We start from the raw sequence: 14,224 nt of genomic DNA, 5'->3' as shown, positions 1-14,224 counted from the left end.
CCCCCCCCCGCCCCTCCCCTCGCCCCCCGTCAGATCGCCCCCACAACCCATCACACCCCCGTAGCCCTCACACCCCCCCTCTCCGCGGCAATGCGTCCGCTGCGGATTGCCGCGACCAGGTCCGCGTGATCCGCTTCCATGCGCTCCGCGTAGGCAACCGCGAAGGTCGCTATCGCCTCGTCGAGCGCATCCCCCTTCCCGCCGTAGCCGGCCACCACGCGTGGGTCGGCGCTGTGGGCGTGAGCGCGGGCCAGGAGCGCGCCGGTCATCCGGGCGTAGTCGTCGAGCTGCCCGCCGGACAGCCGGACCGGGTCCACGCTGCCCTTGTGGTTGCGGAACTGCCGCACCTGGAACGGAAGCCCCGCCCCCGCACCGCCCGCCGCTCCCGAAGCACCCGAACCACCCGGCCGACGACGCCCACCGGCTATCCCCGGTATGCCACCCGACCGCCTCTCACCTGCCACTGCCGTCACATGCGCGCCAGCTCCCCGTCCGCGTGCTCCTCTCCCGTGTTCGCCGTTCGCCCTGTCCTCCTGCACCGTCGTCCATCCCACCGTCGTCCATCCCAGCAGCGGGTCGCTGACCACCTGCATCCGCTGCTGGCCGAGCACCACGCGCCGCCCCTCGTGTCCCGCCGGAGGTGCCGGGAGGCCGGCCTTCGCCAGGTAGGGCGCAAGCACCGAGCGCCGGGCCTCCTTCACCTGAAGGACCAGCGGCTCGCCTCGGTGATCCAGCAACAGCACCACGTACGACCGCAGTCCGACGCTGCCGGTCCCGACTATTCGAAAGGCCACGTCGTGCACCGCATATCTGGCCAGCAGCGGCAGCCGGTCCTCGGGCAGCGTCTGGAGATAACCGGCGAGTGACGCTGCGACCGCCGCCGCCTCGTCGTCCGGCACCCGGCGCAGCACAGGCGGGGCATCCACGAACCTCAGGCCGCCGTCCGGCCCGCGCTCGGTGGATCGGGCCACGAACCGTGCGCTGGTGTTCTTGCGTGCCTGGGCCTCGGCCCGTTCCAAGGTGTCCAGCAGGTCCCGGGCGTCGCTGTGCGTACCCAACTCCTCGTCGGCGAGGGCGTTCCAGGCTTCGGTCACCGGGAGCTTCGCCAGCAGCCGCATGGTGCGCCGGTAGGTGCCGGCGGCGTCCCGGGCCGCGGTCCGGCAGTCGTCCTCGCTCGCGCCCGCTTCCCGGCCGGCCAGGACCAGCGAGGTCGAGAGCCGTTTGACATCCCATTCCCACGGGCCGTGGACGGTTTCGTCGAAGTCGTTGAGGTCGATGACCAGTTCGCCACGGGCATCGCCGTAGAGGCCGAAGTTGGCGGCGTGCGCGTCCCCGCAGAGCTGGGCCCCGATTCCCGTGACGGGGCCTTCCGCCAGATCGTGGGCCATGAGTCCGGCCGAGCCGCGGAGGAAGGCGAAGGGACTGGCGGCCATCCGCCCGACGCGGATGGGCGTCAGCTCGGGCAGCCGCCCGGCGTTGGATGTCTCGACCGCCGTCACCGCATCGGGCCGCTCGGCGGCAATCCGCAGCACCGCCTGTTCCTCGCGCGGTAGTTGCTCCCGCAGGGCCCGACCCACGGCCTTGGCCGACGGCCCCTCCTCGTCCGCCCTTGCGAACCCCGGTACGTATGGCACTCGCGTCATGGCGGGCCACCTCCCCCTTCACGCCCCTGGCTTCCCGCACGCCCTTGTTTCACGCGACGGTTCAGGGATGCCCCGCACCCCCGACAGCCGCCGCGTCCGTCGGCTCGCCGGTCTTTCCGGCTCGCTGGTCATCGACGTTACCGAGATCCGCCCGCGACCGATCGGGCCTGTGGATAACTTTCCCAGGCGGGTCCCATGCCACCCAACGCACCGCCCCAAAGCCCCACTTGGGCACCTCACTCGCCCCCTCGACCAAGCACACCCAACAGCAGGCGCTCAAGCCCCCTTCGCCCCACCCCACCCTTCTCCACCGCGCTTAACCCCACACCCGCGACGAAAGGCCCGCCCCTCACACCTCGAAGACAAAAGGCAAGGCCGAGCAGGGCACTGCAAGGCAGGGCAGAGCACGGCAAAAGGCAGCGCGGGGCAGGCCACCAAGCCCCGCCCCGCGCCCCCACCGCCCACGGCCTCCCCGCCGTCCCCTACACCCCCACGGCCTCCTCCATCTCCTCCTCCGTCGCCAACTCCGCCTGTCCGAGCCCCCGTTCCGGCATGGCCGCGGCCACCGCGGCGGCCGCCACCGCGCCGGCGTTGGCCACCGCTTCCGCCTCGGCCGCGCGCCGCCGCCTCTCGGCGAGGCCCGCCACGCCGACCATCAGGAGGCCGACGAGCAGCCACGCCACCAGGGTCCAGACGTGTCCGGCGAGGCCGTGGCCGTCGAAGTAGACGTGGCTACGGGTGCCCTCCATGAAGCCGGCGCCGTTCCAGAACGAGTGCAGCGAGGCGAAGAAGCCGTTCTGCATCTCGGGGCGGAAGATCCCGCCGGAGGAGGTGAAGTTGAGCATTACGAAGAGCGCCATGACGCCGAGGGTGGTCCAGCGCTTGAGGAAGGTGTGCAGGCCGGTGCCTATGAGGAGGATGCCGGCGGAGTACAGCCAGGCCATGCCCCACAGGCCCGTCAGGCCGTGGTCGACGAGATGGAAGACCGGCCCGGCGAAGAGCGTCCCGATGACGCTGACCACGATGGAGGTGCCGATCGCCAGCGCCGCCCGGATGCGCATGGGGAGGACGGCGCCGGCGCCGCCGATGACGGCGACCGAGGCGTAGGAGCCAATGCTGAGGGCGACGAGCAGGAAGAAGATGCCCTGACCGGTCGGGTCGTCCTTGGCGGTGGGTGCCACGTCGGTGACCTTCAGAGGCGCGCCCTGTTGGGCGGCGAGCGGGGTGAAGACCTTCTGGACGACGCTGGCGCTGGTGTCGGATCCGGCGGTTGCCACGAGCAGTTCGGGGCCGCCCTGCCCGCCCTTACCGGAGGCGGCGGTGGCCCGGCCGGTAGCGCCACCACCCGTAGCAGCAGCCCCCGTAGCAGCGCCACCGTGGCCACCGGGTGCGTGGCCGCCGACCAGGTAGGCGCCGAAGATCTCCTGCTTCTTGAGCTGGTCGATGCCGGTGGCCCGGTCGGGGACGGTGTGGACCTCCAGTTCACCGTGCGCCTTGTCGTTGAGCGTCTGGGCGAGCACCTGGGCCTGGGTGCCGTTGCCGACGATGGCGACGGGGAGGTGGTGCGGTGACGGGTTGGCGAACGCGCCGAGGTAGGCGAGCCCCATTCCGACGCACATCAGGAGCGGGGTGATCAGGTGCGTCAGCACGTGGCGCAGCTCGCCCGGGCGGACGGTGCGGCGCTGGCTCCGGTGGTTGCTGCGGTGGTGGTCGGGACGTTGGTCCGCGGTCATGGGCAAGGCTTCTCCGTGGTCGTCCGGGGCCGGCCGGTGGGGCGGCTGCCCGGTCGTGGTGCAGGTGTGGCCGGTGGGTGACCGGTTTCGGGCGGAGACAGTAGTTGGCTATTACAACTCTCACGCCACGTTGTACTATACAACTACTTCACCGAAAGGCAACCCGTGACCCACCGCGACGACTCCGTCGAGACCATCCAGCAGGAGATGACCGCGTTCGCCCGGCGCGCCCGCGCGACCGCCGCCCGGATGCACCCCGAGCTCTCCCTGGTCTCCTACACCCTGCTCGCCCACCTCGACGACCAGCAGGGCTGCCGCGCCACCGACCTCGCGGCGCACTACTACCTGGACAAGTCCACGGTCAGCCGACAGATCGCCGCCCTGGAGAAACTCGGCTTCGTGGAGCGACGGATCGACCCGGACGACCACCGCGTCCAGGTACTGCACCCCACCGAGGCGGGCGCCCAGGTACTGGCGAACGTGACCGCCAGCCGCCGCCAGGCGTTCCACGAGCGACTCGCGGACTGGGACGAGGCGGACCTCGACCGCTTCGCCTCGTACCTGCTGCGCTACAACGCCGCCCAGGAGCGGCTCGGTTGAGCTACCGGGACCGGCAGCGCGCCCGGTATACCCGGGCTACTTCCGGAAGCGCTCCGGACACTGCCCACCGTCGGCAAGGTAGGTCTCGGCCCAGCGACCCAGCTCCTTGAGCGCGGGCTCCATGGCGCGGCCGGCCTCGGTGAGGCGATAGGAGACACGCAGCGGCGGCCCGGCGTCGACCTCGCGGACGACCAGGCCGGTCGCCGCCAGCTCCATCAAGCGGTCGGAGAGCATCCGCTCACTGATGCCGGGGATGGCCCGCCGCAGATCGGCGAAGTGGACGGGGCCAGGCATGAGGGTGGCCACGATCAGGCCCGTCCAGCGCTTCCCGAACAGCTCGAAGACGCGCGTCATGTCGCCGTCGACCTGCCTGCACATCGCCTCGCCGTGGTCCGCCATGCACCCAGGGTACCGCCCTCCCGTTGGCTACTGCAGAAAAGTAAGTCCCTGTGCTATGAATAGTGACGTACGGATTTCAATTAACCGGCCGGTCCCGCCCGGCCCGTAGCGAAGGACCGATCCCCATGGCCACGCTCCTGCTCATCGACTCGTCCGTCTTCCCCGAGGGCGGCTCCGCCTCCCGTTCGGTGACCGCCGCCTTCCGCACGTCCTGGGAGGAGCAGCACCCCGACGGCACCGTCATCCACCGCGACCTGGCCGCCGAGCCGCTGCCGCACCTCGACGCCGTCGCCGCCTCCGCGGGCTTCTCCGACCCGGCCACGCACACCCCGGAGCAGCAGGCCGCCTTCGCGCTGCGCACGCAGCTCGCCGAGGAGTTGGAGCAGGCCGACGCCATCGTCATAGGCGCGCCGATGTACAACTTCACGATCCCCTCGACCCTCAAGGCGTGGCTCGACCAGGCGATCATCATGGGCCGCACCGCCGGCGAGAACGCCTCGGTGAAGGGCAAGCCGGTCATCGTGGTCGCCAGCCGTGGTGGCTCCTACGCGCCGGGCACCCCGCGCGAGCCGTTCGAGTACGTCCAGAACTACCTGGAGGCCGTCCTGAACGGCGCCTTCGGCCTCGACGTGGAGTTCATCGTGCCGGAGCTGACCATGGCCCCCAGCAACCCGGCGATGGCCGAGCTGATCCCGCTCTACGAGACCTCCCGCGAGCAGGCCCACGAGCAGGCCGCCGCCAAGGCCAAGGAACTGGTCGCACGCTTCGCCGCCTGAAGGGGGCGCGCGACAGCGCACCGCCCCGGGGACGCGGGCGGGCCCGCCGGCCCGTAGTCCCGCGCCCCGGGCGCGCACCCGTTCACCTCAGTGCGCCGCCGCGGTCTTCCGGGCCGGAGCCTTGCCCAGTGCCACGGCCAGCAGCGCCCCCACCGCGAGCGCGCCGCCCAGCCCGATCACGCCGCCGGTCCCCCAGCAGTCCGCGGCCTGCCCACCGGCCAACGAGCCCGCCGCGATGGCCCCGTTGAACACCCCCACGAACAGCGCGGAGGCCGCCTCCCGCGCATCCGGCGCGGCCGTCATCAACCAGGTCTGCGTGCTCACCGACACGCCCCCGTAGGCCAGCCCCCACACCGCGACCAGGGCCGCGGCGCCCAGTACACCGGCGGTGCGCCCCATCGGGGGCACCAACATGACCGCGCCCGCCAGGACCGCGCAGATCACCAGCAGCGTGGCCCGCGGGGAGCGCGCCGCGCCGGCGCCGGCCGCGAAGTTCCCCACCAGCCCGGCGATCCCGAAGGCCAACAGCACGGTGCTGATCTGCCCGGGCTGCGCGCCGGCCACCGCCTCCAGAACCGGTCGCACATAGGTGTACGCCGCGAAGTGCCCCGCTACCAGGAGCGCGACCAGCACCAGCCCGGTGCACACCGGGGGCCGCCGCAACAGCCCCAGCACCCCGCCCAGCCGTACGGCACCGGGCGCGGGCAGCGGCGGCAGCACCACGATCAGGGCCACCATCACGACCGCGCACACCCCGGCCATCGCCGCGAAGGCCGCGCGCCAGCCGCCCAGTTCACCCACCAGCGCACCGGCGGGCACACCCAGGACGGACGCCGCCGCGACCCCGCTGAATATCAGGGAGGTGGCCGCGGCCACCCGCCGCTCCGGAACCAGCCGCACCGCCAGCCCCGAGGCAATCGCCCACACCCCACCCATCCCGAACCCCACCAACACCCGGGCCACCAGCAGCACCGCGACGTTCGGGGCGTACATGGCCAGGAGGTTGGCCGCGGTCAACGTGGCCATCAGGGCGGCCAGTACGGTGCGACGGTCCCGGCGCCCGATGAGCAGCGTCAGCACCGGTGCGGCGAGGGCCGCGACCACGCCGGTGACGGTCACCGTCAGCCCGGCCGTCCCGTCCGACACCCCCAGGTCCCGGCCGATCGGCGTGAGCAGCCCCACCGGCAGCATCTCCGACGTCACCACCGTGAACGTCCCCGCCGCCAACACCCCCACGGCCGGCCACCCACCACCTGGCCGACGCCTCAACACATCACCAGACACACCTGGTTGACGTTCACTCACCTCCGCGACGGCACCCACGGTGTCCCCCGCCCTCTCGCTCTTCACCATGGCTCCAGCCAACGCCCACCGCCACAGGGGAACAACGGCGAACTCCTCACCCTTCTATGAGCAGAACTCATCGATCGCCCACCCCTGGAAGGGACTCATGAGCGGCCCGACCGCCCCCGCCGACCCCGTCGGCGCGCCCGGCCTCGAACTCCGCGAGCTGGAGTGCTTCCTGGTGCTCTCCGAGGAGCTGCACTTCGGCCGCACCGGCGAGCGCCTCTACGTCTCGCAGAGCCGGATCAGCCAGCTGCTGCGCTCCCTGGAGTCCCGGATCGGCGCGCGCCTGGTGGACCGCACCAGCCGCCGGGTGTGCCTCACGCCCCTGGGGGAGGAGTTCCGCGCGTCCCTGCGCCCGGCCTACGACGCACTGCGCGCCACGGTGGACAGCGCCCGCACCGCCGCCCGCGGCATCGAGGGCCGGCTCACCGTCGGCTTCCAGGGGACCGCGGACGACCGGATCATGCGGGCCATCGACGCCTTCCACACCCGGCATCCGCGCTGTGCCACCAGGGTCGTGGAGATCCCGCTCTGCGACCCGTTCGGTGCGCTGCGCAGCGGTGCGGTGGACGTCGCCGTGACGCTGCTCCCAGTTGCCGAGCCGGACCTCGTACTGGGCCCGGTGTTCTCGGCCCAACAACAGACGGTGGCGCTGTCCGTACGCCACCCCCTGGCGTCCCGCGCCTCCCTGAGCGCCGAGGAGCTGGCGGGGCTGCCCCTGATTTCCCCGGACGAGCCGGCGCCGGTGTACTGGCGCACCGCGCACGCGCCCACCGCCACCCCCGGAGGCCGCCCGATCCCCGCCGGCCCCAGGGTCAGCACGCTGCAGGAGGGCCTGACGCTGGCCGCGGCGGGCCGGGGCGGAATGCTGCTGTGCCGGCCGACGGCCGAGTACCACGGCCGCCGCGACGTCGTCTTCGTCCCGGTCACCGGCCTGCCGGACTCGGCGCTGGGCGTGGTGCACCACGCGGCCCGGGAGACCGCCCGGGTCCGCGCCTTCGCCGCCACGGTGCGCGATGTGACGGCAGTCACCCCCGCGCCGGCCTGAGGTCGCGAACGCCCTCGCCCCACACGGGATGTGACGTAGAACTCACGTCTCCCCGGTCACGTGGCGGCCCTCACTTCGGAGTTGGCCCCGCGCACCGCCGAGGCCCGTGGGAACAGCGGGAGTCGAGGGAACAAACGAGAGACCCCCGGTCTCCGGATTTCTCCGGAGACCGGGGGTCTCATTCTGTGCGCGAGGGGGGAGTTGAACCCCCACGCCCTTTCGGGCACTGGAACCTGAATCCAGCGCGTCTGCCTATTCCGCCACCCGCGCATGGGTGCTGCCGGTTTATTCTCTCACGCGATCCGGGCCGTTCGGTCCGGGTCTTGCGGGAGCGCCTTCCGACATCGAGAACATTAGCACGGTGTTGGGGGTGCCTTCACACGCCTTTCCCCCGGTCCCCGGCCTGCGGGACCGCGGGGGCACTCCGGTGCGCCCCCGCGCGTTCCTCGGAGGGGTTCGGGGGGCGCTGGCCGGAGTCGGCCCCCGCGCCCGGATGCGGGTCCGCGGTTGCGGGACACTGGTAACGGGGCACATCTACGATCGCAGTGCACAACAGGCGGCATAAGGAGAGCGACGGAAGGACGACGGTCACCGGGCAACCCTGTGGTGGGCGACACTCGTCCTCCAGGCAGGAAAGGGGAACCAGCCGATTTCCCGGCGCGTGGATACGATCAGTAAGCAGTATCAGGACGACCCTGAGGAAGACTGAGGAAGGAGGTGCCCCGTGGGAGTACTGAAGCGTTTCGAGCAGCGACTCGAAGGTCTCGTCAACGGCACCTTCGCCAAGGTGTTCAAGTCCGAAGTGCAGCCCGTTGAGATCGCCGGCGCGCTCCAGCGCGAGTGCGACAACAACGCCAGCATCTGGAACCGCGACCGCACGGTCGTCCCCAATGACTTCATCGTCGAGCTGAGCACCCCGGACTACGAGCGGTTGAGCCCGTACAGCGGCCAGCTCGGCGACGAGTTGTCGGGCATGGTCCGCGACTACGCCAAGCAGCAGCGGTACACCTTCATGGGCCCGATCAAGGTGCACCTGGAGAAGGCCGAGGACCTCGACACCGGTCTGTACCGCGTCCGCAGTCGCACCCTCGCCTCCAGCACGTCCCAGGACCGGCCCGGGCAGGCCGCGGCCTCCCGCGCCACCGGGGCGCCGAGCCAGCCCGGCGGTCATGTGGCCCCGCCCATGCCGTCGTCCCCGCCGCCCGGCGCACCGCCCGCGGCGCGTACGGGAGCGCCCGGTGCCGGGCCGCAGCCCTACGCACAGACCAGGCGCTGGATCGAGATCAACGGCACCCGCCACCAGATCTCCCGGCAGACCCTGGTGCTGGGCCGCAGCACCGACGCCGACGTGCGGATCGATGACCCGGGAGTCTCCCGGCGCCACTGTGAGATCCGGGTCGGAACGCCCCCCACGATCCAGGATCTGGGTTCCACCAACGGCATCGTGGTGGACGGGCAGCACACCACCCGCGCTAATCTCCGCGACGGCTCGCGGATCGTCGTGGGCAGTACCACCATCGTTTACCGGCAAGCCGAAGGGTGAAGCGGGGGCAATGTCAGAGCTGACCCTCACGGTCATGCGGTTGGGTTTCCTCGCCGTACTGTGGCTGTTCGTCATCGTGGCCGTCCAGGTCATCCGCAGCGATCTGTTCGGCACGCGCGTCACACAGCGCGGCGCCGCCCGGCGCGGCGGGCCAGAACCACGCACCCAGCGCCAGGCCGCTCCGCAGCAACAGCAGCGCCGCCAGGACCGCCGTCAGGAAGGCGGCCGCGCCGGCCGACAGCGGCGCGGGGCCCCCACCAAGCTGGTGGTCTCCGAAGGCACGCTGGCCGGCACGACCGTCGCCCTCCAGGGCCAGACGATCACCCTGGGGCGGGCACACGACTCCACGATCGTGCTGGACGACGACTACGCGTCGAGCCGGCATGCCAGGATCTACCCGGACCGTGACGGCCAGTGGATCGTCGAGGACCTCGGATCCACCAACGGCACGTACCTTGACCGGACCCGACTGACGACCGCGACTCCGATTCCCCTGGGAGCCCCGATCCGCATCGGCAAGACCGTCATCGAGCTGCGGAAGTAGTACGAAATGAGCGAGCGGAGCGAGCGAGCCGTAACGGTCCACTCGGCGGACCCGGGCGTGCTCCCGACCGGAGGGTGGGCAGTGTGGCTCGTCGAGGAGACCGGCTGTACCCCGAGCCGACGGGTGAGGTGCGCATGAGTCTGTCGCTGCGCTTCGCCGCCGGATCGCACAAGGGCATGATCCGTGAGGGCAACGAGGACTCCGGTTATGCCGGTCCCCGACTGCTCGCCATCGCCGACGGCATGGGCGGCCAGGCCGCCGGCGAGGTCGCCTCGTCCGAGGTGATCTCCACGCTCGTCCAGCTCGACGACGACGTTCCCGGTTCCGACATCCTCACCTCCCTTGGCACCGCCGTGCAGCGCGCCAACGACCAGCTGCGGGTGCTGGTCGAGGAGGACCCCCAGCTGGAAGGCATGGGGACGACCCTGACCGCGCTGCTGTGGACGGGCCAGCGGCTCGGCCTGGTGCACGTCGGCGACTCCCGGGCGTATCTGCTCCGGGACGGCATGCTGACGCAGATCACGCAGGACCACACGTGGGTGCAGCGGCTGGTCGACGAGGGCCGGATCACCGAGGAGGAGGCCACCACCCACCCTCAACGGTCGCTGCTGATGCGGGCGTTGGGCAGCGGCGACCACGTCGAGCCGGACCTGTCGATCCGCGAGGTGCGGGCCGGGGACCGGTACCTGATCTGCTCGGACGGGCTGTCCGGGGTGGTCAGCCACCAGACGCTGGAAGAGACCCTGGCCGGCTACCACGGGCCGCATGAGACGGTGCAGGAGCTGATCCAGCTCGCGCTGCGCGGCGGTGGGCCGGACAACATCACCTGCATCGTCGCCGACGTGCTGGACGTGGACGGCACCGAGGCGGCGGCCGGCCAGCTCAACGACACCCCGGTCGTGGTCGGTGCGGTCGCCGAGAACCAGCACCAGCTCAACGACCCCAGCACGCTCCAGACGCCGGCGGCCCGCGCCGCCGAACTGGGCCGCCGGGACACCCCGGCTCCGGCGGGCGGCTTCGGGCCGCCCGGGAGCGGGGACGTGGAGGTCGACGGGATGCCGCAGGGCTCCTTCGGTGCGTTCACGGACGAGGACTTCCTCAAGCCGCGGCGGCGCGGCAAGTGGCTCAAGGCGTCGCTGTTCACCGTCCTCGCGCTGGGGGTGATCGGCGGTGGGCTGTACGCGGGCTACCAGTGGACGCAGACGCAGTACTTCGTCGGCGCCAAGGACGACCACGTCGCGCTGTACCGCGGCATCAGCCAGGACCTGGCCTGGATCAAGCTGAACTCGGTCGACGAGGACCACCCCGAGATCGAACTCAAGTACCTGCCGGTGTACCAGCGCAACCAGGTCAAGGAGACCATCGCGGTCGACAACCGCAACCAGGCCAGCGAGAAGGTCACCGAGCTCGGCAAGCAGGCCAACGCCTGCCTGGCCAAGGAGCAGCGGGAGGCCGCCGAGCGGGCCGCCGCGGCCAACAAGGACAAGGGCGGCAAGCCCGGCAAGACCGGCACGCCCCCGGCCGGCGAGAAGGCGGGCACGGCCGGTACCGGCACCGGCGTGGCCGGTGCGCTGTCCACGGCGGCCGGTTCCACCCCCACTCCCACCCCCACCCAGGCTCCCTCCGAGGAGCAGCAGAAGCTGGAGAAGAATTGCAGCACCCAGCAGTGAGGGCGTAGGGGGCCGGAGATTTCATGAGCAGTACCACGACCACGACGACCGTGGGCACGTTCACCGCCCCCAGCCGTCGCAACACCGAGCTGGCCCTGCTCGTCTTCGCGGTGCTGATCCCGGTGTTCGCGTACGTCAACGTCGGCCTGGCGAAGGACGGTTCGGTGCCGCCCGGGGCGCTGGGTTACACGCTGGGGCTGGGGCTGCTGGCCGGGGTGACGCATCTGGTGATGCGCAAGTGGGCCCCGTACGCGGACCCGTTGATGCTGCCGATCGCGACCCTGCTGAACGGCATCGGCCTGGTCTTCATCTGGCGGCTGGACCAGGAACCCTCGCTGGGCCGGGCGATGGCGCCGAACCAGCTCATGTGGTCGACACTGGGCGTCGCGCTGTTCCTGGCCATCCTGTTCTTCCTCAAGGACCACCGGGTCCTGCAGCGCTACACCTACATCTCGATGGTGATCGCGCTGGTGCTGCTGATCGCGCCGGTGTTCTTCCCGGGTGTGAACGGCGCGAAGATCTGGATCACCATCCCGGGGCTGGGGTCGCTCCAGCCGGGCGAGTTCGCCAAGATCGTCATCGCGGTGTTCTTCGCCGGCTACCTGATGGTGAAGCGGGACGCGCTGGCGCTGGCCAGCCGCCGCTTCATGGGGCTGTACCTGCCGCGCGGCCGGGACCTCGGGCCGATCCTGGTGGTCTGGGCGCTGAGCCTGATGATCCTGGTCTTCGAGACCGACCTGGGGACGTCGCTGCTCTTCTTCGGGCTGTTCGTGGTGATGCTGTACGTCGCCACCGAGCGCACCAGTTGGATCGTGTTCGGCCTGCTGCTCAGCGGCGGAGGCGCGGTGGCGGTGGCGATGTTCGAGCCGCACGTCCAGGTCCGGGTGCACAACTGGCTCCACCCGCTGGAGCTGCTCAACGGCGGGGTCACCGAGACCGCCCAGGCGATGTACTCCTTCGGGTCCGGCGGGCTGCTGGGCTCCGGCCTCGGCCAGGGCTACTCCCGGCTGATCCAGGGCATCGCGCCGAAGAGCGACTACATTCTCGCCACCGTCGGCGAGGAGATCGGTCTGGCCGGGCTGATGGGCCTGCTGCTGCTGTACGGTCTGCTGATCGAGCGCGGGATCCGCACGGCGCTGGGGGCCCGCGACCCGTTCGGGAAGCTGCTGGCCGTCGGCCTGTCGGGCGCCTTCGCGCTGCAGGTCTTCGTCGTCGCCGGCGGCGTGACCGGCCTGATCCCGCTGACCGGCATGACGATGCCGTTCCTGGCGCAGGGCGGTTCGTCCGTCATCGCCAACTGGGCGCTGGTGGCGATCCTGTTGCGGATCAGTGACACCGCGCGCCGTCCCGCTCCCACCCCCGCACCGTCCACCGACGCCGAGATGACCCAGGTGGTCCGCCCGTGAACAAGCCCCTGCGACGGGTCGCGGTCTTCTGCGGCCTGCTCGTCCTCGCCCTGCTCATCCGCGTCAACTGGGTGCAGTTCGTCCAGAGCGACCAGCTCAAGAACGATCCGCACAACCGCCGGGTGGCGATCGAGCGGTACAGCACGCCGCGCGGCAACATCATCGTCGACGGCAAGGCCGTCACCGGGTCGACCACCACCGACATCGGTGACTTCAAGTACAAGCGCACGTACAAGAACGGCGCGATGTGGGCCCCGGTGACCGGCTACGCCTCGCAGGCGTTCGACTCCAACCAGTTGGAGAAGCTGAACGACGCGATCCTCACCGGCACCGACGACCGTCTCTTCTTCAGCCGCACGGTCGACATGTTCACCGGCGGCAAGCAGAAGGGCGGCAACGTGGTGACCACCCTCGACGCCAAGGCGCAGAAGGCGGCCTTCGACGGGCTCGGGAAGAGCAAGGGCGCCGTGGTGGCGCTCAACCCGGAGACCGGGGCGATCCTGGCGCTGGCGAGCACGCCGTCCTACGACCCGTCGACGTTCGCGGGCATGAGCAACAAGGACGCCGAGGCGTACAACGCGCTGCTGAAGAAGAACGACCCGGACGACCCGATGCTGAACCGGGCGCTGCGGCAGACGTACCCGCCGGGCTCGACGTTCAAGGTGGTGACCGCCGCGGCGGCGCTGGAGAACGGCCTCTACACCGACCCGGACGCCAAGACCAACTCGCCCGACCCCTACCTGCTGCCGGACACCGCGGGCCTCCCGCTGCGCAACGAGGGCAGCCTCCCGTGCGAGAACGCAACGATGCGGGTGGCCCTCCAGTGGTCCTGCAACACCGTCTTCGGCAAGATCAGCGCGGACCTCGGCAACGCGAAGATGAAGGCCGAGGCGGAGAAGTTCGGCTTCAACAACGGGAAGATCGACACCCCGGTGCGGGCCGCGGAGAGCATCTTCCCCAAGGACAACCGCCCGCAGAACGCGCAGGCCGGCATCGGACAGGCGTCGAACCGCGCCACGCCGCTCCAGATGGCGATGGTCGCCTCGGCGGTCGCCAACGGCGGCAAGCTGATGAAGCCGTACATGGTCGAGCAGCTGGTGGCGCCGAACCTCAACGTGGTGCAGCAGCACACGCCGCAGGAGATGAGCCGGCCGCTGAAGCCCGAGAACGCGCAGAAGCTCCAGAGCATGATGGAGACCGTGGTCAAGGAGGGCACGGGCAAGACCGCGCAGATCGACGGGGTGACGGTCGGCGGCAAGACCGGTACCGCCCAGCACGGTGAGAACAACAAGGACAACCCCTACGCCTGGTTCATCTCGTACGCGAAGACCGCCAAGGGCACCCCGGTCGCGGTCGCCGTCGTGATCGAGGGGTCGGACACCCTCCGCGACGACATCGCCGGTGGCAAGCTGGCCGCCCCGATCGCGAAGAACGTGATGAAGGCCGTCATCGACGGCGAGCGGTGAGGCGGATGCGGGCGGTACCGGTCACATATCAGGTTGCGGCTCCGGTCCG

12 protein-coding genes and 1 tRNA gene are annotated in these 14,224 nt (G+C 70.8%); 8 read left to right on the top strand and 5 right to left on the bottom strand.

What is annotated here, in order from left to right:
* Positions 1-50: 50 nt before the first annotated feature.
* Positions 51-1,643, bottom strand: a complete 1,593-nt coding sequence (locus tag ACFVFQ_RS15430; protein ID WP_383414932.1) for a DUF2252 domain-containing protein — start codon at positions 1,641-1,643, stop codon at positions 51-53.
* A gap of 482 nt (positions 1,644-2,125) precedes the next feature.
* Positions 2,126-3,376, bottom strand: a complete 1,251-nt coding sequence (locus ACFVFQ_RS15425; protein WP_383414929.1) for an ABC transporter permease — start codon at positions 3,374-3,376, stop codon at positions 2,126-2,128.
* 165 nt (positions 3,377-3,541) lie between these two features.
* On the opposite strand from ACFVFQ_RS15425, the gene ACFVFQ_RS15420 reads away from it, so the two are divergent.
* The gene (locus tag ACFVFQ_RS15420; RefSeq protein ID WP_383414926.1) at positions 3,542-3,976 is read left to right on the top strand and encodes a MarR family winged helix-turn-helix transcriptional regulator; all 435 of its coding nucleotides are present in this window, start codon (positions 3,542-3,544) and stop codon (positions 3,974-3,976) included.
* Positions 3,977-4,012: 36 nt separating this feature from the next.
* Here ACFVFQ_RS15420 and ACFVFQ_RS15415 read toward each other — a convergent pair whose 3' ends face one another.
* Positions 4,013-4,375: a winged helix-turn-helix transcriptional regulator gene (locus ACFVFQ_RS15415; protein ID WP_383414923.1), complete on the bottom strand. Its 363-nt coding sequence runs from the start codon at positions 4,373-4,375 to the stop codon at positions 4,013-4,015.
* 125 nt (positions 4,376-4,500) lie between these two features.
* Here ACFVFQ_RS15415 and ACFVFQ_RS15410 point away from each other — a divergent pair, with 125 nt between their 5' ends.
* Complete coding sequence (locus ACFVFQ_RS15410; protein ID WP_383414920.1) at positions 4,501-5,151, top strand: FMN-dependent NADH-azoreductase; 651 nt, start codon at positions 4,501-4,503, stop codon at positions 5,149-5,151.
* Positions 5,152-5,238: 87 nt separating this feature from the next.
* On the opposite strand, the gene ACFVFQ_RS15405 is transcribed toward ACFVFQ_RS15410, so the two are convergent.
* A complete protein-coding gene (locus ACFVFQ_RS15405; RefSeq protein ID WP_383414917.1) occupies positions 5,239-6,354 on the bottom strand; it encodes an MFS transporter in 1,116 nt (371 codons plus the stop codon).
* A gap of 247 nt (positions 6,355-6,601) precedes the next feature.
* On the opposite strand from ACFVFQ_RS15405, the gene ACFVFQ_RS15400 reads away from it, so the two are divergent.
* Positions 6,602-7,546 carry a LysR family transcriptional regulator gene (locus ACFVFQ_RS15400; RefSeq protein ID WP_383414912.1) on the top strand — a complete coding sequence of 315 codons (945 nt, stop codon included), beginning with the start codon at positions 6,602-6,604 and terminating at the stop codon, positions 7,544-7,546.
* A gap of 186 nt (positions 7,547-7,732) precedes the next feature.
* Here ACFVFQ_RS15400 and ACFVFQ_RS15395 read toward each other — a convergent pair.
* A tRNA-Leu gene (locus ACFVFQ_RS15395) sits at positions 7,733-7,816 on the bottom strand.
* Between the two features lie 454 nt (positions 7,817-8,270).
* On the opposite strand from ACFVFQ_RS15395, the gene ACFVFQ_RS15390 reads away from it, so the two are divergent.
* The 5 genes from ACFVFQ_RS15390 (at position 8,271) to ACFVFQ_RS15370 (ending at position 14,175) form a co-directional block, all read left to right on the top strand.
* Positions 8,271-9,089: an FhaA domain-containing protein gene (locus tag ACFVFQ_RS15390; RefSeq protein ID WP_383414906.1), complete on the top strand. Its 819-nt coding sequence runs from the start codon at positions 8,271-8,273 to the stop codon at positions 9,087-9,089.
* Positions 9,090-9,099: 10 nt separating this feature from the next.
* Positions 9,100-9,633, top strand: a complete 534-nt coding sequence (locus tag ACFVFQ_RS15385) for an FHA domain-containing protein (RefSeq protein WP_383414903.1) — start codon at positions 9,100-9,102, stop codon at positions 9,631-9,633.
* 134 nt (positions 9,634-9,767) lie between these two features.
* Positions 9,768-11,303, top strand: a complete 1,536-nt coding sequence (locus ACFVFQ_RS15380; RefSeq protein WP_383414901.1) for a PP2C family protein-serine/threonine phosphatase — start codon at positions 9,768-9,770, stop codon at positions 11,301-11,303.
* 23 nt (positions 11,304-11,326) lie between these two features.
* Positions 11,327-12,709: an FtsW/RodA/SpoVE family cell cycle protein gene (locus ACFVFQ_RS15375; protein ID WP_383414898.1), complete on the top strand. Its 1,383-nt coding sequence runs from the start codon at positions 11,327-11,329 to the stop codon at positions 12,707-12,709.
* Positions 12,706-14,175 (top strand): peptidoglycan D,D-transpeptidase FtsI family protein, encoded by a 1,470-nt coding sequence (locus ACFVFQ_RS15370; protein ID WP_383414895.1) that lies wholly within the window; start codon positions 12,706-12,708, stop codon positions 14,173-14,175. The genes ACFVFQ_RS15375 and ACFVFQ_RS15370 overlap by 4 nt, the downstream gene beginning before the upstream one ends.
* Positions 14,176-14,224: the final 49 nt, after the last annotated feature.

Source organism: Streptomyces sp. NPDC057743 (assembly GCF_042798755.1).
Taxonomy (GTDB): Bacteria; Actinomycetota; Actinomycetes; order Streptomycetales; family Streptomycetaceae; genus Streptomyces.
This window is presented reverse-complemented; position numbering and strand designations above follow the sequence as displayed.